The organism is Streptomyces griseiscabiei, assembly GCF_020010925.1.
Taxonomy (GTDB): domain Bacteria; phylum Actinomycetota; class Actinomycetes; order Streptomycetales; family Streptomycetaceae; genus Streptomyces; species Streptomyces griseiscabiei.
On record NZ_JAGJBZ010000002.1, the window covers coordinates 474,137 to 493,458 of the forward strand.

20 protein-coding genes are annotated in these 19,322 nt (G+C 71.1%); 15 read left to right on the forward strand and 5 right to left on the reverse strand.

Translation table 11 applies throughout. The features are described 5' to 3' along the window. Nucleotides 1-19: 19 nt before the first annotated feature. The 3 genes from J8M51_RS19695 to J8M51_RS19705 all read left to right on the forward strand — a co-directional run bounded on the left by J8M51_RS19695 (nucleotide 20) and on the right by J8M51_RS19705 (nucleotide 3,784). Nucleotides 20-1,222, forward strand: a complete 1,203-nt coding sequence (locus J8M51_RS19695; RefSeq protein WP_086760584.1) for an acetyl-CoA C-acetyltransferase — start codon at nucleotides 20-22, stop codon at nucleotides 1,220-1,222. 46 nt (nucleotides 1,223-1,268) lie between these two features. Next, nucleotides 1,269-2,225, forward strand: coding sequence for a methylmalonyl Co-A mutase-associated GTPase MeaB (gene meaB, locus J8M51_RS19700; RefSeq protein WP_267299344.1), 957 nt, complete (start codon nucleotides 1,269-1,271; stop codon nucleotides 2,223-2,225). Between the two features lie 287 nt (nucleotides 2,226-2,512). Beyond that, entirely contained in the window at nucleotides 2,513-3,784 is a 1,272-nt protein-coding gene (locus J8M51_RS19705) for an MFS transporter (RefSeq protein WP_256965578.1), read from the forward strand. Between the two features lie 95 nt (nucleotides 3,785-3,879). On the opposite strand, the gene J8M51_RS19710 is transcribed toward J8M51_RS19705, so the two are convergent. Then, entirely contained in the window at nucleotides 3,880-4,605 is a 726-nt protein-coding gene (locus J8M51_RS19710; protein ID WP_086759183.1) for a PepSY domain-containing protein, read from the reverse strand. Between the two features lie 119 nt (nucleotides 4,606-4,724). On the opposite strand from J8M51_RS19710, the gene J8M51_RS19715 reads away from it, so the two are divergent. Continuing rightward, nucleotides 4,725-5,393 (forward strand): response regulator transcription factor, encoded by a 669-nt coding sequence (locus J8M51_RS19715; protein WP_086759185.1) that lies wholly within the window; start codon nucleotides 4,725-4,727, stop codon nucleotides 5,391-5,393. Next, nucleotides 5,390-6,817, forward strand: coding sequence for a sensor histidine kinase (locus tag J8M51_RS19720; RefSeq protein WP_216589411.1), 1,428 nt, complete (start codon nucleotides 5,390-5,392; stop codon nucleotides 6,815-6,817). Before J8M51_RS19715 ends, J8M51_RS19720 begins: the two co-directional genes overlap by 4 nt. Before the next feature lie 74 nt (nucleotides 6,818-6,891). Here J8M51_RS19720 and J8M51_RS19725 read toward each other — a convergent pair whose 3' ends face one another. The 4 genes from J8M51_RS19725 to J8M51_RS19740 all read right to left on the reverse strand — a co-directional run bounded on the left by J8M51_RS19725 (nucleotide 6,892) and on the right by J8M51_RS19740 (nucleotide 9,599). Then, complete coding sequence (locus J8M51_RS19725) at nucleotides 6,892-7,368, reverse strand: MarR family winged helix-turn-helix transcriptional regulator (RefSeq protein WP_086754527.1); 477 nt, start codon at nucleotides 7,366-7,368, stop codon at nucleotides 6,892-6,894. Nucleotides 7,369-7,514: 146 nt separating this feature from the next. Further along, the gene (locus J8M51_RS19730; protein WP_086754529.1) at nucleotides 7,515-8,312 is read right to left on the reverse strand and encodes an AIM24 family protein; all 798 of its coding nucleotides are present in this window, start codon (nucleotides 8,310-8,312) and stop codon (nucleotides 7,515-7,517) included. Between the two features lie 2 nt (nucleotides 8,313-8,314). Further along, a complete protein-coding gene (locus J8M51_RS19735) occupies nucleotides 8,315-8,965 on the reverse strand; it encodes an AIM24 family protein (RefSeq protein ID WP_086754531.1) in 651 nt (216 codons plus the stop codon). A 1-nt stretch (nucleotide 8,966) separates the two neighbouring features. Further along, nucleotides 8,967-9,599 carry an AIM24 family protein gene (locus tag J8M51_RS19740; protein WP_086754533.1) on the reverse strand — a complete coding sequence of 211 codons (633 nt, stop codon included), beginning with the start codon at nucleotides 9,597-9,599 and terminating at the stop codon, nucleotides 8,967-8,969. Between the two features lie 191 nt (nucleotides 9,600-9,790). On the opposite strand from J8M51_RS19740, the gene J8M51_RS19745 reads away from it, so the two are divergent. The 10 genes from J8M51_RS19745 to J8M51_RS19790 all read left to right on the forward strand — a co-directional run bounded on the left by J8M51_RS19745 (nucleotide 9,791) and on the right by J8M51_RS19790 (nucleotide 19,299). Then, nucleotides 9,791-10,150, forward strand: a complete 360-nt coding sequence (locus J8M51_RS19745; RefSeq protein ID WP_086754535.1) for a DUF3817 domain-containing protein — start codon at nucleotides 9,791-9,793, stop codon at nucleotides 10,148-10,150. Next, nucleotides 10,147-10,440 (forward strand): MTH1187 family thiamine-binding protein, encoded by a 294-nt coding sequence (locus J8M51_RS19750; protein ID WP_086754537.1) that lies wholly within the window; start codon nucleotides 10,147-10,149, stop codon nucleotides 10,438-10,440. The genes J8M51_RS19745 and J8M51_RS19750 overlap by 4 nt, the downstream gene beginning before the upstream one ends. A 152-nt stretch (nucleotides 10,441-10,592) precedes the next feature. Then, nucleotides 10,593-11,330, forward strand: a complete 738-nt coding sequence (locus J8M51_RS19755; protein ID WP_086754539.1) for a hypothetical protein — start codon at nucleotides 10,593-10,595, stop codon at nucleotides 11,328-11,330. A 5-nt stretch (nucleotides 11,331-11,335) separates the two neighbouring features. Next, on the forward strand, nucleotides 11,336-12,046 hold the full coding sequence (locus tag J8M51_RS19760; protein WP_086754540.1) for a DUF4166 domain-containing protein: 711 nt from the start codon (nucleotides 11,336-11,338) through the stop codon (nucleotides 12,044-12,046). Next, nucleotides 12,043-12,675 carry a TetR/AcrR family transcriptional regulator gene (locus tag J8M51_RS19765; RefSeq protein ID WP_086754542.1) on the forward strand — a complete coding sequence of 211 codons (633 nt, stop codon included), beginning with the start codon at nucleotides 12,043-12,045 and terminating at the stop codon, nucleotides 12,673-12,675. The genes J8M51_RS19760 and J8M51_RS19765 overlap by 4 nt, the downstream gene beginning before the upstream one ends. A gap of 117 nt (nucleotides 12,676-12,792) precedes the next feature. Next, the gene (locus J8M51_RS19770; protein ID WP_086754544.1) at nucleotides 12,793-14,547 is read left to right on the forward strand and encodes a glycosyltransferase family 2 protein; all 1,755 of its coding nucleotides are present in this window, start codon (nucleotides 12,793-12,795) and stop codon (nucleotides 14,545-14,547) included. 2 nt (nucleotides 14,548-14,549) lie between these two features. Next, entirely contained in the window at nucleotides 14,550-16,520 is a 1,971-nt protein-coding gene (gene glxA / locus J8M51_RS19775; protein WP_398856491.1) for a radical copper oxidase GlxA, read from the forward strand. An 88-nt stretch (nucleotides 16,521-16,608) separates the two neighbouring features. Further along, entirely contained in the window at nucleotides 16,609-17,118 is a 510-nt protein-coding gene (locus J8M51_RS19780) for a MarR family winged helix-turn-helix transcriptional regulator (RefSeq protein ID WP_086754546.1), read from the forward strand. A gap of 57 nt (nucleotides 17,119-17,175) precedes the next feature. Continuing rightward, nucleotides 17,176-17,514: a DUF3817 domain-containing protein gene (locus tag J8M51_RS19785; protein WP_086754548.1), complete on the forward strand. Its 339-nt coding sequence runs from the start codon at nucleotides 17,176-17,178 to the stop codon at nucleotides 17,512-17,514. Between the two features lie 84 nt (nucleotides 17,515-17,598). Continuing rightward, entirely contained in the window at nucleotides 17,599-19,299 is a 1,701-nt protein-coding gene (locus J8M51_RS19790) for an acyl-CoA mutase large subunit family protein (protein WP_267299345.1), read from the forward strand. Nucleotides 19,300-19,322: the final 23 nt, after the last annotated feature.

Below are 19,322 nucleotides of genomic sequence, written 5' to 3' on the forward strand. Positions count from 1 at the left end.
TGGAAGGGGATCGCACCTCATGACTGGAACGAACGGCACGACCTCGGTGATCGTCGCGGGCGCCCGTACGCCCATGGGACGGTTGCTCGGTTCGCTGAAGTCCTTCTCCGGAGCCGACCTCGGCGGCTTCGCGATCAAGGCCGCCCTGGACCGTGCGGGGATCGGTGGCGACCAGGTGCAGTACGTGATCATGGGCCAGGTGCTCCAGGCCGGGGCAGGGCAGATCCCGGCACGCCAGGCCGCCGTCAAGGCGGGCATTCCGATGAAAGTGCCCGCGCTCACGATCAACAAGGTGTGTCTCTCGGGCCTCGACGCCATCGCGCTGGCCGACCAGCTGATCCGCGCCGGCGAGTTCGACGTGATCGTGGCGGGCGGCCAGGAGTCCATGACCAACGCCCCCCATCTGCTCCCGAAGTCCCGTGAGGGCTACAAGTACGGGGCGATCCAGATGCTCGACGCGATGGCGTACGACGGGCTCACGGACTCCTTCGAGAACATCGCCATGGGCGAGTCCACCGAGAAGCACAACACCCGGCTCGGCATCCTGCGCCCCGAGCAGGACGAGATCGCCGCGCAGTCCCACCAGCGGGCCGCCGCAGCCCAGAAGAACGGCCTCTTCGACGCCGAGATCACCCCGGTGGAGATCCCGCAGCGCAAGGGCGAGCCGGTCGTCTTCAGCCAGGACGAGGGCATCCGCGGCGAGACGACCGCCGAGTCGCTGGGCAAGCTGCGCCCGGCCTTCGCCAAGGACGGCACGATCACGGCCGGTTCCGCCTCGCAGATCTCCGACGGCGCCGCCGCCGTGGTCGTCATGAGCAAGGCCAAGGCGCAGGAGCTGGGTCTGACCTGGCTCGCCGAGATCGGCGCCCACGGGAACGTGGCCGGGCCGGACAACTCGCTCCAGTCCCAGCCGTCGAACGCCATCCAGCACGCGCTGCAGAAGGACGGGCTGGAGGTCGCGGACCTCGACCTCATCGAGATCAACGAGGCCTTCGCCGCCGTCGCCGTGCAGTCAATGAAGGACCTCGGCGTGTCCCCGGAAAAGGTGAACGTCAATGGTGGTGCGATCGCTCTCGGGCACCCCATCGGCATGTCCGGCGCCCGTCTCGTCCTGCACCTCGCCCTGGAGCTGAAGCGGCGCGGCGGCGGGGTCGGCGCGGCGGCGCTGTGCGGTGGCGGCGGGCAGGGCGACGCGCTGATCGTGCGGGTGCCCAAGGCCTGAGGCCCCCGGTTCTCAGGTTCAGGTGGCTAGTCGGAGCGGAGCTGTGATGCAGGACGTCCCCACGCTGGTGGCCCAGGCCAGGGAAGGGCGGCCCCGGGCCGTCGCCCGGCTGATCTCCCTGGTGGAGGGGGCGTCCCCGCAGCTCCGTGAGGTCATGGCGGCGCTGGCCCCGCTCACGGGCGGGGCGTACGTCGTCGGCCTCACCGGCTCGCCCGGGGTCGGCAAGTCCACGTCCACGTCGGCGCTGGTGACCGCGTACCGCAGGGCCGGGAAGCGGGTCGGGGTGCTGGCGGTGGACCCGTCGTCGCCCTTCAGCGGGGGCGCGCTGCTCGGTGACCGGGTGCGGATGTCGGATCACGCGTCCGATCCCGGCGTGTACATCCGTTCGATGGCGACGCGTGGGCATCTGGGCGGCCTGGCGTGGGCCGCCCCGCAGGCGATCCGGGTGCTGGACGCGGCGGGCTGTGACGTGATCCTGGTCGAGACGGTCGGGGTCGGGCAGTCCGAGGTGGAGATCGCCTCCCACGCGGACACGTCCGTGGTGCTGCTCGCGCCCGGGATGGGGGACGGCATCCAGGCCGCCAAGGCGGGAATCCTGGAGATCGGGGACGTCTACGTCGTCAACAAGGCGGACCGGGACGGTGCCGACGCGACCGCGCGCGAGCTGAACCACATGCTCGGGCTGGGCGAGGCGCGGCGGCCCGGGGCCTGGCGGCCGCCGATCGTGAAGACCGTCGCCGCGCGGGCGGAGGGGATCGACGAGGTCGTGGCGGCGCTGGAGAAGCACCGGGGGTGGATGGAGGAGCGGGGGGTGCTGGTCGAGCGGCGGCGGGCTCGGGCGGCGCACGAGGTGGAGGCGATCGCGCTCACGGCTCTGCGGTCGCGGATCGGGGACCTTCACGGTGATCGGCGGTTGTCCGCGCTGGCCGGGCGGATCGTGGCGGGGGAGTTGGACGCGTATCGGGCGGCGGACGAGTTGGTCGCGGGGTTGACGGCGGGCTGACGGGGGCGCGTTGTCGGGTGGGGGCCCGGTGGGGGCTGGTCGCGCAGTTCCCCGCGCCCCTGAAAAGCAGGGGCTTCGCCCCGTGCTTTTCGTCCCGAAAGGGCCGCAGGCCGCTTTCAGGGGCGCGGGGAACTGCGCGGGAAGCCCCACCCACCCGCAGTCGCCGACGTACCCGAACCCCCGAACTCCCTTGCGGCTGCTAGCTTGACCCTCATGTTCCTTCACTTTGCGTAGAGGCGGACCCCCACACCGGTCCCCCCTCCGCCTCCCAGTGAGGAACGTTCCGCATGTCCGCGACCTCTCCGCGGCCGTCGTACGCCGCGGTGCTCCGCATCCCGTACGCCCGCCGTACCTTCGCCGCCGTACTCGTCGGCCGTCTCTCCTACGGCATGGTGCCGATCGCCGTGCTGCTCGCCGTGAGCCGGGCGACGGGCTCGTACGCCGTCGCCGGGACGGTGATGGCCCTGTTCGGGGCCACCAGTGTGTTCCTGTCGCCCGCGCGGGCGGCGCTCGTCGACCGGTACGGCCCGCGCCGGGCGCTGTTGCCGATGGCCTCGCTGTACGCCGTCCTGCTCGGTGTGCTGGCGGTGGCGAGCTGGCGGCCGGGTGCGCCGGGCCCGCTGCTGGGGGCGGTCGCGGTGGCGGCGGGTGCGTGCACGCCGCCGCTCGGGCCGACGATGCGGACGGTGTGGAGCGAACTCGCCGCTTCGGACGCCGGGTTGCTGCGGCGCGCGTACAGCCTCGACGGCGTCGCCGAGGAACTGCTGTTCGTGTCGGGGCCGTTGGTGGTGGGCGGGGTGGTGCAGTTCGCCGCTCCGGCCGCCGCAGTGGTCCTCGGGGCCGTGCTGGTGGTGGCCGGGACCTTCGGTTTCGTGACCTCTCCGGCCGTGGCGCGGATGCCCGGCAGCGGCGCGGCGCCGAAGGAGGGCGCGGGGCCCCGGTCGCGGCGCCCGGCGGCCGGGCTCGTGGCGCCCGTCGTCGCGGCCGGGGGTGTCGGACTGTCCCTCGGCGCGCTCGACCTGCTGGTGCTGGCCTTCGCCGAGCAGCGGGGGCACGGCGACGACGTGGTGGCCTGGATCTTCGCCGCGCTGTCCGCCGGGAGCGCGGTCGGCGGCCTGGCGTACGGCGTGGTCGAGTGGCGCTCCGGGGCACGCGCCCGGCTGGCCCTGCTGACGGCGGGCCTGGGCGTCACCCTCGCCGCTGCCGGGCTCGCTCCGGGCCTGGCCGTGCTCACCGGTGCCGTCGTCTGCGCGGGCCTCTTCGTCGCCCCGGCCCTGACCACGGCGTATCTGGTCGCCGACGCCTCCGCCCCGCCGGACGCCCGCACCCGGTCCGGGGCCTGGGTCAACACGGCCGTCAACGCGGGTCTCTCGGCGGGGGCGGCCGGCTCGGGCCTTCTGGTGGCCCGCTTCTCACCGTCCCTCGGCTTCGCCCTGGCCGGCGGCACGGCCCTCGTCACGGCGTTCGCCGTGGCGGTGGCAGCGACGGGGCGCCGTCGGGCGAGGGCGGCGGAGGGTGCGGTGGAGGAGGACGCGGTGGAGGAGCGGGCCGGTGCCTGAGACGCCCCTGCCGGTGCCCTGAACGGGCGGTAGGGGCACCCGGTGCCGGGTGCCCCTACCTGTGGGGGGAGAGAAATGGTCTCGGGGAGGGTGGGTCAGTCCTCCGAGCGGTCGGCCGTGAGCTTGCCGGTGTCGGGGTTCACCCTCCAGTCGCTGCCGGTGCCGTCGGCGGCGGTGGTGTCGACCTCCCAGGCCTTGTCCGCGCTCTCCTCGTCGAGGTCGACGGAGGTCACCGTGCCCTTGGCGGCGGCGGCCTCCGCGGCCTCCGCGGCGGTCACGGAGCTGCCCTTGAGGGCGGCCCGGATCTGCGCGGTCTCGGCGGCGTCGTCACCGTCGTCGTCCCGGTCGGCGTGCGTGCCGAGGACCTTGCCGGTGGCGGGGTCGACCTGGACGCTGAACCACTTGTCGCCGGCGGTCAGCACGTCGACGTCCCACACCAGGTTCGTGCCTTCGTCGTCGAGGTCGGCGGAGACGGCCGTACCGGACTTGGCCTTCAGCGCGGTGGCGATCGCGTCGGCGGCCGTGACCTGGCCGGCCTTCGCCTCGGCCGCGTTCTCGGCCTTGTCCTCGGCGTCCTGGTCCGTGTCCCGGGCGGCCTTGTCCTCCGCCTTGTCCTCGGCCTTGTCCTCGGCCCGGTCCTGGGCCGTGTCGTCGGTGTCGTTCACGTCCGTGTCGTTGACGTCGTCGCGGTCGTCGTTCGACACCGACACGGTCTTCTTCGCGGGCGCCTCGTCGTCACCCGCCACCGCGATGGCGGTGGCGGTGCCGCCGCCGATCAGGGCGACGGCCGTGATGGTGGCGATGACGATGTTGCGCTTCATGGTTTCCTCCAGTGACGGATGCTGTCGCTTTCGACGTGGACCAATCTGGCCGAGGCACGCTGAAGCGGACCTGAAGCCCCCTGAAGACCGCTTCAGGTTCGGTTTGCCAAGCTGAACGCATGCGCCTGTTGATCGTGGAAGATGAGAAGCGGCTCGCGGTGTCGCTGGCCAAGGGACTGACGGCCGAGGGCTACGCCGTGGACGTCGTCCACGACGGCGTCGAGGGCCTGCACCGGGCGAGCGAGGGGTCGTACGACCTCGTGATCCTCGACATCATGCTGCCCGGCATGAACGGCTACCGCGTCTGCGCCGCCCTGCGCGCCGCCGGCCACGACGTGCCGATCCTGATGCTGACCGCCAAGGACGGCGAGTACGACGAGGCCGAGGGGCTCGACACGGGCGCCGACGACTATCTGACCAAGCCGTTCAGCTATGTCGTCCTCGTCGCCCGGGTGAAGGCGCTGCTGCGGCGGCGCGGTCCGTCCGGCGGGGCCTCGCCCGTGTACGAGGTGGGCGAGCTGAAGGTCGACACCGCCGCCCGGCGGGTGTTCCTCGCCGAGGACGAGATCGCCCTCACCACCAAGGAGTTCTCCGTCCTCGAACAGCTCGCCCTGCGTGCCGGGGAGGTCGTCTCCAAGGCCGACATCCTGGAGCACGTCTGGGACTTCGCCTACGACGGCGACCCGAACATCGTCGAGGTCTACATCAGCACCCTGCGCCGCAAGCTCGGCCCCACGCTCATCAAGACCGTCCGCGGGGCCGGTTACCGCTTGGAGGTCCGCCCGTGAAGCGCCGTCTCGGCTCGGTGCGGGCCCGCGCGACCCTCGCCGCGACCGTCGTCGTCGCCGTCGCCCTGGTCGCGGCGGGCGCCGCCGTGCTGCTCTCGCTCAGGTTCACGCTCATCGACAAGGCGGACGCGGAGGCCGACTCCGTGGCCCGCAACGCCGCCTCGGCGCTGGCGAACGGCTTCGCCTACGACAGGCTCGTGCTCCCCGACGGCGACGAGAACCCCGTCGAGGTCCTGGACCGGGACGAGAAGCCCGTCGCGGTCGGCGAGGACGTCGAGGGCATGGACGTGACCTCGGTCGACTCGGACCGGCTGAACTCCGAGTCCAACGACGACGCCGACGACTCGGCGGAGGGCGACACCGACGCCGAGGACGAGGGCAGGCTCGACCCCGGCAAGGTCGCCGACGAGACCTGGTACGGCGAGGGCAGCGCGACCGTCGAGGGGGTGATCGCGGAGTACCGGTTCGCCGGCGTCGAGGTCGTCACCCCGGGCGGTGTGCCGCTCACCGTCTACGCGGGCGCCCCGCTCGCCACCGAGGAGGACGCCGTCGGCACCGCGCTGACGACGATGCTCATCGGGCTGCCGCTGCTGCTGCTGACCGTCAGCGGGGTGACGTACGTGGTCACCGGCCGGGCGCTGCGGCCGGTGGAGGGCATCCGTTCCGAGATGGCGGCCATCACCGCCTCCGAGGACCTCTCCCGGCGCGTCCCCGAACCGGACACGCACGACGAGATCGCCCGGCTGGCCCGGACCACGAACGAGACCCTGGCCGCGCTGGAGAGCTCGGTGGAGCGGCAGCGCGCGTTCGTCGCGGACGCCTCGCACGAGCTGCGCAGCCCCATCGCCTCCCTGCGCACCCAGCTAGAGGTGGGCGCCGCCCACCCCGAGCTGCTGGATCTTCAGGGCGCGGTCGAGGACACCGTACGGCTGCAGAGCCTCGCCGCCGACCTGCTGCTGCTGGCCCGGCTGGACGCGGGGGAGCGCCCGCCGCCGGACGCGCGCTTCGACCTGGCGACGGTCGTACGGGAGGAGGTGGCGTCCCGGGAGGGGGTGACGCTGGACGGTGTGGACTCGGTGGAGCTGCGTGGTTCGCGCAACCAGATCTGCCGCGTCCTCGGCAACCTCCTGGACAACGCCCACCGCCACGCCCGCGAGCGGGTCGCCGTCACCCTGCGCACCCCGCCCGGCTGGGCGGTTCTCCAGGTGGCGGACGACGGCTCCGGCGTCCCGGCCGCCGACCGCGACCGGATCTTCGAACGCTTCGTCCGCCTGGACGAGTCCCGGGCCCGGGACGACGGCGGCGCGGGCCTGGGGCTGGCGATCGCCAGGAACATCGCGACCCGCCACGGAGGCACCCTGACGGTCGACGACGCCCCCGACGGGGGAGCCCTCTTCGAACTCCGGCTGCCCCGGGACGTCTAGGGGCGAACCCGGGCCCGAACCCGGACCCGGGCCCGAATCCGGGCCCGCGGTCCCCGGTTCACCCCGAGAGAGGGTTACGGCTTTCCGCGATGGCTCCGCAGATGCTGGGCGATCGGCGCGAGCGACTCGTGCAGCTCCTCCAGCCCCTCCTCCGGCAGCAGATCGATGAAGTGCCGCCGCACGGAGGCGACATGATGCGGGGCCACCCGCTGCATCGTCTCCATTCCGTGCTCCGTCAGCACGGCGAACAGCCCGCGCCGGTCGGACTCGCAGTTCTCCCGGCGCACCAGGTCCCCGTTCTCCATGCGGGTGATCTGGTGCGAGAGGCGGCTCTTGGACTGGAGGGTGGCGGCGGCGAGGTCGCTCATCCGCATCCGCCGCCCCTCCGACTCGGAGAGGTTCACCAGGATCTCGTAGTCGTTCATTGTCAGGCCGAACGGCTGCAGGTCCCTTTCGAGCTGGTGAGTCAGCAGCCTGTTGACGTCCAGATGGGTGCGCCAGGCGCACTGCTCCGCATCGGTCAGCCAGCGCGTGGCCGTTTCGGTCTCCATGAATGAAGTCTACCTAAAATGTTGAAAGGCGAACTAGTGAGGGTTCGGTGCTGCTCGGCGCCGAGGATCGGGTGGACAGGTCGGGTCGTACGGGTTGGAGCATGACAGCGCGCACACGTTCGATGTCACACTCCGCAGACTACCGCTCACAGCCCGAAGCGACGTTGGAGGTCCCCCAGCTGTCCGGGAAGGCGCGGTGCGCCCGCGGGCTGTCCGTGATGGCCGGGTACCCCGCCGCCGCCGGGTACGCCCGGCTCGTGCGGGACCACCCCTGTGGCCTGCTCGGCCATGAGGGCCTCGGAGGACTGGAGCAGTACCGTGCCCGCCCCGACGAACTCGAACTGGTGCTCCTCGCCGGAGGCGCCACCCAGCCCCGTCATCGCACGTAGGCCGCCCATCAGGCCCGCCATGTACCCGTGGTCGTAGTGATGGCACGGCGAGGGGCAGTCGGCCCAGCCGACCAGGGCCTGCGGGTCGACCCGGATGGGGGGTTCCATGAACACCACCGGGCCGTTGGAGGCGGCCACGAACTTGCCCGTGCCGATGAGGGTCAGAAAGCCCGGAACGATCGACTGCTTGAGCGCGAGACTTGGCTGAAAAGCGAGGAGATTGCCCGAGCGAATGGTCAGGTTGCCGTCTTCGAGGTCGTAGGAATTGACGTCGAAGGCCCGGTCGGCGAGGAGCATCTTGCCCGAGCCCTCCGCCACGACCCAGTCGCTCGCGTGCAGAGGCGAATGGAACGACGTACGGACGAGACCGCCGAGACGGCCGTGCCCGATGCCGTTGAACTCCATCTGGCCGTAGTAGGCGATCATCTTGCCCTTCTGCAGGAACCACTGGCTCCCCTTGAGCTCCACGCAGAAGGTGTAGTTGTTGACGTTGTCGTCGGACGGCAGCGTCATCGGGTCGTGGACGGTCGGACCGGCGACCGGGGCCCCGTACATGCTCACAGCTTCTCCTCCGAGGCCTGGACGTACACCGCACCACTGCCGCTCAGCTCCAGCTGGAACGCCTCGCCGGAGCCCCGGCCCACCATGTCGCGCCAGCCGAGCGCGGTGGAGAGCTTGTTGCGTACGTCGCCGTGGTGCGCCACGTACGCCTGCGGGTCCACATGGACCGGGCGCTGGGGGATGATCGGGACCTCGATGACCCCGCCGTGCGCCATGACCGCGACCGCGCCGTGGCCCTTCAGGGTGGTGGTGAACAGGCCCTGGCCCGTCACCTGGCCCCGGACCATGCCCATGACGCCGCCCTGCGAGCCCATGAACATCGTGCCCTGCTGGAGGGTGCCGTCGAAGGCCAGCAGCCGGTCGGCCTCGACGTAGAGCGTCTCGCCGGTCAGATTGATCACCTGGATGTGGTGACCGCCGTGCCCGAACAGGACCGTGCCGCTGCCCTCGACGGTCATCAGCGGGGTCGCCTCGCCCGCCACCCGGCGGCCGATCATCGAGGCGATACCGCCCTGGCCGCCCTGCATGTTGGGCGTGAAGGAGACCTCGCCCTTGTAGGCGAGCATCGCGCCGCGCTGGCTGAACAGCCGCTGGCCCGGCATCACCGTCGCCTCGATCATCTTCGAGTTGATCTCACGGAAGGCCATGTCAGACGTCTCCCGCCACCGTGTTGCGCTCGCTGGGCTGGACGTAGACGAGTCCGTCGCCCTCGAAGCGGATCTGGAAGGCCTCGCCGCCGCCCTCGCCCATGAACGTGCGGAACGTCACACCGGACTGGAAGGACTGCTGGAGGTTGCCCTGGTGCGCGATGTACGCCCCCGGGTCCACCGTCAGCGGGTACTGGTGACTCACCCGCAGCACCACCGCCGGGCCGTCGGACATGATCGCCGCCTGGCCGTGGCCCTCGATGGTCGTGGTGAACAGGCCGTTGCCCTGGGTCGCGCCGCGCAGCCCCGTGAAGCTGGTGCCCGTGCGCAGCCCGGAGTCCGTCGCGAGCAGATTGCTCGACTCCACGTACAGCTTGTCCCCCTGAAGACTCACGAGGTTGATCTCGGAAGCCCGGTCCGCGAACCAGCAGGTCCCTTGCCCCGTCACCTCCATCAACGTCATCTGCTCACCCGTGAGGCGCCGCGTCACCATCCCACGCAGGCCCTCTCCACCGCCGCTCAGCTTCTTGAACGACATCTGACCGTCGTACGCGACCATCGAGCCGTTCTTCGCCTTCACGGCGTCCCCGGTCATGTCGACGGCCAGCACTTTGCTGCCTTGAAGTCGGAACATTGCCACGGGAGGACGGTAACCGGCAGATGCCCGGACAGGACAGGGCCCAGAGGTGGATCTCGACCCTGAAGGGACCCCTAGGGCCGTCCGAAGGTTGACGGATGCCAGAATGGGCGGCGCTTGTGCTTCCGTTCACAAAGATCGACCAGCGGTGCGACCGATCGCTCCGCCGACCCCACCGAAGGTGACCCGTGGACATAAAGACCGCCTCCGCCCTCCGCCGCCTGCGCCTCGTCTCCGCCCCCGAGGCCGTCTCCTTCCTGCTGCTGCTCGTCTGCTCGGTGCTGAAGCGGACGACGGAGTTCAACGCGGTGCCGGTGATGGGCTGGGTCCACGCCATCCTCTTCATCCTGTACCTGGTCTTCTGGGCCGACGCCTGGAACCGCGCCAAGTGGTCCCTGAAGACCGCCGTGCTGTACTTCGCCCTCGCCGTCCTGCCCGCCGGCGGGTTCTTCGCCGAGCGCAAGCTGCGCCGCGAGGCCGAGGACGCGGTCGGCGCGACCTTCGCGTCCGCCGCCGACGACGCGAACGAAGGGGCCGTGAAAGCGTGATCGTCGCCTTCTCCGTGACCCCGCTCGGCGTCGGTGAGGACGTCGGCGAGTACGTCGCCGACGCCGTACGCGTCGTCCGTGAATCGGGTCTGCCGAACCGCACCGACGCCATGTTCACCTCGATCGAGGGCGACTGGGACGAGGTGATGGACGTCGTACGGCGGGCCGTCGCCGCCGTCGAGGAACGCGCGCCCCGCGTCTCCCTCGTCCTCAAGGCCGACATCCGCCCCGGTGTCACGGACGGCCTCACCTCCAAGGTGGAGACGGTGGAGCGCCACCTGAACGCGTAGCCGCGAGCCCCGCGCGGCGCGGAGAACCCCGGTCCTCATGGGCCGGGGTTCTTTCGCGCCCGATGTTTGAGCGGTCGCTCAAATCGGTGTACCGTCTGGAACATGCGGGTTGAGCACTCGCTCAAAAACATCGCCGACCTGGGGGAACGCGCATGAGGCTCTATGTCGAGGCACGGATACGGGCGGATCTGGACGACCTGTGGGCTTGCACTCAGGAACCCTCCCTCCATCAGCGCTGGGACCTCCGCTTCACCGAGATCGACCACCTCGCGCGCGTGGAGGGCGAACCGCGGCGCTTTTGGTACGCCACCCGCGTCCTGCCCGGTCTGACGATCGCCGGGACCGGGATCTCGGCCGGCGAGAAGGAGCGCCCGGACGGCACCCGGACCTCGGCCCTGCGGTTCGCCTCGCCGCACCCCCTGTCCCTGCTCGCCGAGGGCAGCGGCTACTGGCGTTACGTACCGGACGGCGAGGGGATCCGCTTTCTCACCGGCTACGACTACCGCCCCCGCTGGGGCCGCCCCGGCGCGCTCGCCGACCGGCTGCTGTTCCGCCCGCTCATGGGCTGGGCCACGGCCTGGTCCTTCGACCGCCTCCGGCTGTGGCTGGAGCGGGACATCACCCCCGAAGAGGCCCTGCGCCGCTGGATCGCCGAGGCGGCCGTACGGGCGCTGACGGTCGTGGCCGCCTGCGCGGGGCCGGCGTACGGGGCGCTGGTGGACCCGGCGGGCGTGCTCGCCCCGCTGGCGCTGTTCGCGACGCCCGTGGCGGCGGTGCCGGCCGCGCTGATCGTGCCGCCGCTGCCCGGCACGCCCTCAGCACGCCGCTGTCTGCGGACACCGCCGCCACGCGCGCGTGCGCCCCGGCTGCTCGCGACGCTGAAGGGATGACTGGCATGGACGACGACAGGACGCCGGGGTCCGCTCCGGCTTCGATCTTCCGTACGGTCATGGGCGCCGACTTCGAGCGGCTGCACCCCGAGCTGCGCCGCCGGTTCTCGGTCGGGCTCGCGAGCGGGGAGGCCTGTACCGGCCGGGGCACGATGGACCGCGTCTGGCACGGGCGGGGGCTGGTCAAGCCGTTCCTCGCGCTGGGCGGCACCCGGAACATCCTCGTCCCGCGCGAGGGGCGGGACGTCCCCTTCACCATCGAGAACGTGCCGTACACCGACGGCTTCGGCCGTGAGACGGTGACCTTCGTGCGTACCTTCGATCTGCCCGGCCGGGCCCACCGGTTCGACGCCCAGATGGTGCTGAGCCCCAAGGGCGACCGCGTCCTCGACTACCTCGGGACCCACCAGCACCTCGCCAGCGAGCTGTACTTCGGCGCGGAGCCCGACGGGTCGCTGCTGATCCGCTCCGGTGAACACCGCTTCCGGGAGGGCCCGGTCGACGTCCGGGTCCCCGAACTCATCGGCGGGGAGGCGGAGGTGCGGGAGCGGTTCGACGAACGGACCGGGCGCTTCCGGATCCGGGTGCGGGTGGTGAACCGGCGCTTCGGGCCGGTCTTCGGCTACGAGGGCTCCTTCACCGCGTCGTACGACGACGTCCGGGTGCGCGGCGTGCGGACCGGGCTGCGGCCGGTCCGTGAGGAGGCGCGGGCGTGAGCGAGGCGACTCGGGTGAAGCTGCTGGAGGGCGCGCTGCGGACGCTCGTGGAGCAGGGGATCGCCAAGACGTCCGCCCGTTCGATCGCCACCACCGCCGGGGTGAACCAGGCGCTCGTCTTCTACCACTTCGGGTCCGTGGACGAACTCCTCGCGGCGGCCTGCCGGTACGGGGCGGAGCACCGGGTCGCCCGCCATCGGGAGCGGCTCGCGGCCGTCACCTCGCTCTCCGAACTGCTGGCCTTCGGGCGGGAGATGCACGAGGAGGAGCGGGCGGCGGGGCAGGTGGCCGTGCTGGGGCAGTTGCTCGCGGGAGCGCAGACCCAGCCGAGGCTGGCGACCGCGACGGCGGCGGGGCTGGAGCTGTGGATCGACGAGGTGGAAGGGGTGCTGGGGCGGGTGCTGGCGGACTCACCGGTGGGCGAGTTCGTCGATGTGCGGGGGTTGGCGCGGGCCGTGGCGGCCTCGTTCGTGGGGCTGGAGCTGTACGAGGGCGTCGATCCGGCAGGGGCGGGGGCGGCACTGGGAGCGCTCGAACAGCTGGGCGTGCTGGTGGCGGCGCTCGACGGGCTGGGGAGTGTGGCGCAGCGGGCGGTTCGGCATCAGCTGCGGAAGACGGTCGGCCGCTGAGGGGTTCTTCTCGCGAACCAGCGGTTCGTCTCTCCCGTTCGGGCTAACGCGGTTGGACGTACCACCCGATCGGCCCTTTCGTGGACGTATCGACTCGTTCGATCGCTGGAGGGCGCCGTGAGGCTGGAGGGATACGACTACGACACGTACAGCAGACTCGCCGGACCGCTCACGGAGGTCACCGGGCCGGCGTACCGGGTGCGGTACCGCAGGCTCCTCGCGAAGGAGCCGCATCGCATACGGGCCGTCCTTCTGATGACGCTGGCGCCCCTGCTGACCGGCGCCCTGCTCGTCTATCTGGTCTGGCCCAGCCACTGGGTGGAGCGCACGGGCGGGGCGACCTGGCTCGTGGCGCTCGACCTCACCATGCTGGTCGCCATCGGGCTGATCGAGCTGTTCATGCTGGTCAACGTCGTCTCCATCGCCCACGCCACGATGGTCGCCCGCGATCCCGTCCCCGTGGTCCCCGAGCCCGGCATACGCGTCGCCTTCCTCACCACCTACGTCCCCGGCAAGGAACCCCTCGCCATGGTCCGGGCCACCCTGGAGGGCGCCACCCGGCTCCGGCACGACGGCCCGCTCGACGTCTGGCTCCTGGACGAGGGCGACGACGACCGGGCCAAGGCCCTCTGCGCGGAACTCGGCGTCCGGCACTTCACCCGCCGCGGGGTGCCCGAGTGGAACCGTCCCCGGGGCGCCCACAAGGCCCGCACCAAGCACGGCAACTACAACGCCTGGATCGCCGAGCACGGCGACACCTACGCGTTCTTCGCCTCCGTCGACACCGACCACGTCCCCCTTCCCGCGTTCCTGGAGCGGATGCTGGGGTACTTCCGCGACCCGGACGTCGCCTTCGTCGTCGGCCCGCAGGTGTACGGGAACTACGTCACCGCCGTCACCAAGGCGGCGGAGTCGCAGCAGTTCCTCTTCCACGCCCTCATCCAGCGCGCGGGCAACCGCTATCGCGCCCCCATGTTCGTCGGCACCAACAACGTCGTACGCGTCGCGGCCCTGCGGCAGATCGGCGGGCTGTACGACTCCATCACCGAGGACATGGCCACCGGCTTCGAACTGCACCGGCACCGCAACCCGGCGACGGGACGGCACTGGCGGTCCGTGTACACGCCCGACGTGCTCGCCGTCGGGGAGGGCCCGGCGTCCTGGACCGACTTCTTCGCCCAGCAGACGCGCTGGTCGCGCGGGACGTACGAGACGCTGTTCAAGCAGTACTGGAAGGCGCCCTTCACGATGCCGCCGGGGCGGCTGTTCTCGTACACGCTGATGCTCGTCTACTACCCGATGACGGCCCTCAACTGGCTGCTGGGCATCGTCAGTTGTGTGCTGTTCCTGTGGTTCGGGGCGTCCGGGACGCAGGTCGCCGCCTCCGTGTGGCTGATGCTGTACAGCGACGCGGCGGCGCTCCAGGTGGGGCTGTACCTGTGGAACCGCAGACACAACGTCTCCCCGCACGAGCCGCGGGGGTCGGGCGGACTCGCCGGGATGGCGATGTCGGCGCTCTCCGCGCCCGTCTATCTGAAGTCCCTGGGGGCCGCGCTGCTCCGGCTGCCCTGCCGTTTCGTGGTCACGCCGAAAGGCGGTGGCGTGAGCGTCGACCGGCTGTCGACCTTCCGGATCCATCTCTTCTGGGCGGCCGTGCTCGCCTCGTCGCTGACCGCGTCGTTCTTTCTCGGCCACACCCATGCGGCCATGCGCACCTGGGCCGTCCTCGCCCTGCTGATCTCGCTCGCGCCCGTCGGGGTGTGGGCGGGCACCCGGTTCGCCGCCGGCCGACAGCCTGTCGCGGCCACCGCCGCGGCCTCGCCCACGACTCCCGCCCCCTCTGTCTCCGGGACCACGACGGGAGGCAACTAGCCATGGGCGGGAAGCCTCTGGCCGACAGGCTGTCGGGCCGGACCAGGAAGTACCTGCTCGGGATCGGTGCCCTCGTGCTGCTCGCCGGGCTCAACGCGCCGGCCGCCATCGGGTTCGCGCGGGAGCGGTACCACGCCTGGAAGATCGCACAGCCGGGGTACCGGGCCGCCTACGGCTCGTGGAGCGAGGTCGCCATCCCGGAGGCGTTCCGGACGAACGCCATCCACGCGGCCCTGCTGCACACCGGCAAGGTGCTGATCGTCGCCGGGTCGGGCAACGAGCAGAAGAAGTTCGACCGGGGCTCCTTCGACACCGTGCTGTGGGACCCGGTGCGCAACACGTACAAGCGGATCCCGACCCCCGTCGACTTCTTCTGCGCCGGACACGCCCAACTCCCCGACGGGCGCCTGCTGGTGGCCGGCGGCACCGCCCGCTACGAGCTGCTGGAGGGCGAGGTCGAGCGGGCCGGCGGCGGTATGCGGGTGAAGAACGAGAGCCCCGACAAGGCGGTGGTCCTGAAGAAGGGGACCCGCTTCCGCTCGCCGTCCGGCGTCGAGTACGTCAGCCGCTTCGACGTCACCGTGCCGAAGGCGAAGCGGGACTTCGACATCGACTACGACCCGGCCGGTGTCATGCGGCCCTGGAGGACGAAGGTGGTCGCGAGCGAGGCCCGGGTCTTCGTGGAGGCGGTGGAGAAGGGCGCGGGGTCCGTCACACCCGGGCGGGCCCAGTACGAGATCGTCGGGCTGGCGGGCGAGGACGCGGACAACACGTACGGCCTCGCCGAGAAGATCACCCTGGACAAGCAGGACTTCCAGGGGATCAGGGAGGCGTACGAGTTCGACCCGGTGGCCGAGCGGTATGTGCCGGTGGCGCCGATGGCGAAGGCCCGCTGGTACCCGACGCTCGTCGGCCTGGCGGACGGGCGGGTGCTGGCGGTCTCCGGGCTGGACGACGTGGGGGTCGTCGACCCCGGGGACAACGAGATCTACGACCCGCGGACGAAGAAGTGGAAGCCCGGCCCGAAGCGGTACTTCCCCACCTACCCGGCCCTCTTCCTCACCCGGGGCGGGAAGCTGTTCTACCCGGCCTCCAACGCGGGGTACGGACCCGACGACCTCGGCCGCGCGCCCGGCATCTGGGATCTGCGGACGAACACCTTCGAGAAGGTCCCGGGCCTGACCGATCCCGACCGGACGGAGACCTCGGCGTCCGTGCTGCTGCCGCCCGCGCAGGACCAGAAGGTGATGGTCCTCGGCGGCGGCGGGGTCGGCGAGTCCCGGAAGTCGACCTCGCGCACGGCCGTCATCGACCTGAAGAAGGAGAACCCGGCCTTCGTCGACGGCCCCGACCTGCCCCAGGGCACCCGCTATCTGAACAGCGTGCTCATGCCCGACGACACCGTCTTCACCTCCAACGGCTCCCGCGACTACCGGGGCCGCAGCGGCAGCAACATCCTCAAGGCGCAGTTCTACGACCCGCGTTCCAACTCCTTCCAGGGCGCCGCCGCCCCCAGGGTCGGCCGCAACTACCACTCCGAGGCGCTGCTGCTGCCCGACGGACGGATCGCCACCTTCGGCTCCGACCCGCTCTACGACGACCGGCGGAACACCAAGTTGGGCCACTTCGAGCAGCGCATGGAGATCTTCACGCCGCCGCTGCTGCACAAGTACGGCGCGAAGCGGCCCGTGCTCGGCGACGGGCCCGAGGAGACCGACGCCAAGGGCCGCGCCACCTTCGCCACGGCCCATCCCGAACGGGTCGCCGCCGCGCGGCTGATGCGGCCCAGCGCGGTCACCCACAGCACGGACGTCGAGCAGCGGTCCATCGCGCTGGAGGTGACGCGGACCCGAGACTCGGTCACCGTCGACGTACCGGACGACCGGACCCTCGTACCGCCCGGCTGGTACATGCTCTTCGTGACGGACGCGGAGGGGACGCCGTCGAAGGCGAAGTGGGTCCAGGTGAGATGAGACGCGGCAGGGGGCGTGCCGGGCGGCGTCGATATCGAAACGCGAGACAGGGCTGACCGGCATGTGACCGGCCGGTAAGGTCGATGCCGTGCCGAAGCCGCTCAGCCTCTCCTTCGACCCCATCTCGCGCGCCGACGAGCACTGGAAGCAGCGCTGGGGAAACGTCCCGTCCATGGCCGCGATCACCTCGATCATGCGTGCCCAGCAGATCCTGCTGGCGGAGGTCGACGCGGTGGTCAAGCCGTACGGCCTGACGTTCGCGCGCTACGAGGCCCTGGTGCTGCTCACCTTCTCCCAGAAGGGCGAGCTGCCGATGTCCAAGATCGGCGAGCGGCTGATGGTGCATCCCACGTCCGTGACCAACACGGTCGACCGCCTGGTCAGATCGGGCCTCGTCGACAAACGCCCCAACCCCAACGACGGCCGCGGCACCCTCGCCTCCATCACCGACAAGGGCCGCGAGGTCTGCGACGCCGCCACCCGCGACCTCATGTCCATGGACTTCGGGCTCGGCACCTACGACGCCGAGGAGTGCGCGGAGATCTTCGCGATGCTCCGGCCGCTGCGGGTGGCGGCGGGGGACTTCGAGGAGGGGTGACGGCGGCCCCCAGGGGTGCGCGAAGATCGTGCGAAACCCGTGGTTACGCTCGTACCCATGAAAAAGAGCGTGCTGACCCGCTACCGCGTCCTGGCCTATGTCACCGGTGTCCTGCTGATCCTGCTGACCGTGGGCATGATCGGCAAGTACGTGCTGGAACTGGACGGAGCCGCGGACTTCACGTATGTCGTCAGCCTCGCCCACGGCTGGCTGTACGTCCTGTACCTGGTCTTCGCCTTCGACCTCGGCTCCAAGGCGAAGTGGCCGGTCAGGAAGCAGCTGTGGGTGCTGCTGGCGGGCACGATCCCGACGGCCGCCTTCTTCGTGGAGCGCAGGATCAGCCGCGAGCTGGAGGCGAAGATCGCGGACAGCTCGTTCGCGACCGCCAAGGCGTAGTCCGCACGGGCCCTGCCGCCGTACGGACGCGCGTACGGCGGTCTGCCTTCGCCGTTTACTAGGACGTCCTAGTAAATTGGCTGCATGGACGCTGACGCCATCGCAGAGGGACGCCGACGCTGGCAGGAGCGGTTCGACTCCGCCCGGAAGCGGGAGGGGGACTTCACGACGCTGTCCGGGGACGCGGTCGAGGCGGTGTACGGGCCCCGGGCCGGTGACTCGTACGAGGGGTTCGAGCGGATCGGGTGGCCGGGGGAGTACCCGTTCACCCGGGGGCTGTACTCCACGGGGTACCGGGGGCGGACGTGGACCATTCGGCAGTTCGCGGGGTTCGGGAACGCGCGGCAGACGAACGAGCGGTACCGGAAGATCCTCGCCGACGGGGGCGGGGGGCTGTCCGTGGCGTTCGACATGCCGACGCTCATGGGGCGGGACTCCGACGATCCGCGGTCGGTGGGCGAGGTCGGGCACTGCGGGGTCGCCGTCGACTCCGCCGCCGACATGGAGGTGCTGTTCCGGGGGATTCCGCTGGCGGACGTCACCACGTCGATGACGATCAGCGGGCCGGCCGTGCCCGTGTTCTGCATGTATCTCGTCGCCGCCGAGCGGCAGGGCGTCGATCCGGGGGTGCTCGACGGCACGCTCCAGACCGACATCTTCAAGGAGTACATCGCGCAGAAGGAGTGGCTCTTCCCGCCCGAGCCGCATCTGCGGCTCATCGGCGACCTGATGGAGTACTGCGCGGCCCGGATTCCCGCCTACAAGCCGCTGTCCGTCTCCGGGTACCACATCCGTGAGGCGGGGGCCACGGCCGCGCAGGAGCTGGCGTACACGCTCGCGGACGGGTTCGGGTACGTGGAGCTGGGGCTCAGCCGCGGGCTGGACGTCGACGTGTTCGCGCCGGGGCTGTCCTTCTTCTTCGACGCCCATCTCGACTTCTTCGAGGAGATCGCCAAGTTCCGCGCGGCCAGGCGGATCTGGGCCCGGTGGATGCGGGACGTGTACGGGGCGCGGACGGACCGGGCGCAGTGGCTGCGCTTCCACACCCAGACCGCCGGGGTCTCGCTGACCGCGCAGCAGCCGTACAACAACGTGGTGCGTACGGCGGTGGAGGCGCTGTCGGCCGTGCTCGGCGGGACCAACTCCCTGCACACCAACGCCCTCGACGAGACGCTGGCCCTCCCGAGCGAGCGGGCGGCGGAGATCGCGCTGCGGACGCAGCAGGTGCTGATGGAGGAGAGCGGGGTCGCCAACGTGGCCGATCCGCTGGGGGGTTCGTGGTACGTCGAGCAGTTGACGGACCGGATCGAGGCGAACGCGGAGCGGATCTTCGAGCGGATCAGGGAGCGGGGGGTGCGGGCGCGGCCGGACGGGGCGCATCCGATCGGGCCGATGACGTCCGGGATTCTGCGGGGGATCGAGGACGGGTGGTTCACCGGGGAGATCGCGGAGTCGGCGTTCCGGTATCAGGAGGCGTTGGAGAAGGGGGAGAAGCGGGTGGTGGGGGTGAACGTCCATCAGGGGTCGGTGACCGGGGATCTGGAGATTCTGCGGGTGGGGCATGAGGTGGAGCGGGAGCAGGTGCGGGGGTTGGGGGAGCGGAGGGCGGGGCGGGACGAGGGTGTGGTGCGGGGGGCGCTCGGAGGGCTGGTGGAGGTCGCCCGGGGCGGGGGGAACGTGGTGGGGCCGATGCTCGACGCGGTGCGGGCGGAGGCGACGTTGGGGGAGATCTGCGGGGTGCTGCGGGAGGAGTGGGGGGTGTATACGGAGCCGGCCGGGTTCTGAAGGGGTGAGCGGGTACGCGCGGG

What these genes read in the sequence shown, in the direction of transcription:
- J8M51_RS19785 (WP_086754548.1), top strand. Translation starts at nt 17,176, where the DNA reads ATGAAAAAGAGCGTGCTGACCCGCTACCGCGTCCTGGCCTATGTCACC.
- J8M51_RS19695 (WP_086760584.1), top strand. Translation starts at nt 20, where the DNA reads ATGACTGGAACGAACGGCACGACCTCGGTGATCGTCGCGGGCGCCCGT.
- glxA (WP_398856491.1), top strand. Translation starts at nt 14,550, where the DNA reads ATGGGCGGGAAGCCTCTGGCCGACAGGCTGTCGGGCCGGACCAGGAAG.
- J8M51_RS19790 (WP_267299345.1), top strand. Translation starts at nt 17,599, where the DNA reads ATGGACGCTGACGCCATCGCAGAGGGACGCCGACGCTGGCAGGAGCGG.
- J8M51_RS19740 (WP_086754533.1), bottom strand. Translation starts at nt 9,599, where the DNA reads ATGTTCCGACTTCAAGGCAGCAAAGTGCTGGCCGTCGACATGACCGGG.
- meaB (WP_267299344.1), top strand. Translation starts at nt 1,269, where the DNA reads ATGCAGGACGTCCCCACGCTGGTGGCCCAGGCCAGGGAAGGGCGGCCC.
- J8M51_RS19730 (WP_086754529.1), bottom strand. Translation starts at nt 8,312, where the DNA reads ATGTACGGGGCCCCGGTCGCCGGTCCGACCGTCCACGACCCGATGACG.
- J8M51_RS19710 (WP_086759183.1), bottom strand. Translation starts at nt 4,605, where the DNA reads ATGAAGCGCAACATCGTCATCGCCACCATCACGGCCGTCGCCCTGATC.
- J8M51_RS19735 (WP_086754531.1), bottom strand. Translation starts at nt 8,965, where the DNA reads ATGGCCTTCCGTGAGATCAACTCGAAGATGATCGAGGCGACGGTGATG.
- J8M51_RS19725 (WP_086754527.1), bottom strand. Translation starts at nt 7,368, where the DNA reads ATGGAGACCGAAACGGCCACGCGCTGGCTGACCGATGCGGAGCAGTGC.
- J8M51_RS19755 (WP_086754539.1), top strand. Translation starts at nt 10,593, where the DNA reads ATGAGGCTCTATGTCGAGGCACGGATACGGGCGGATCTGGACGACCTG.
- J8M51_RS19760 (WP_086754540.1), top strand. Translation starts at nt 11,336, where the DNA reads ATGGACGACGACAGGACGCCGGGGTCCGCTCCGGCTTCGATCTTCCGT.
- J8M51_RS19715 (WP_086759185.1), top strand. Translation starts at nt 4,725, where the DNA reads ATGCGCCTGTTGATCGTGGAAGATGAGAAGCGGCTCGCGGTGTCGCTG.
- J8M51_RS19705 (WP_256965578.1), top strand. Translation starts at nt 2,513, where the DNA reads ATGTCCGCGACCTCTCCGCGGCCGTCGTACGCCGCGGTGCTCCGCATC.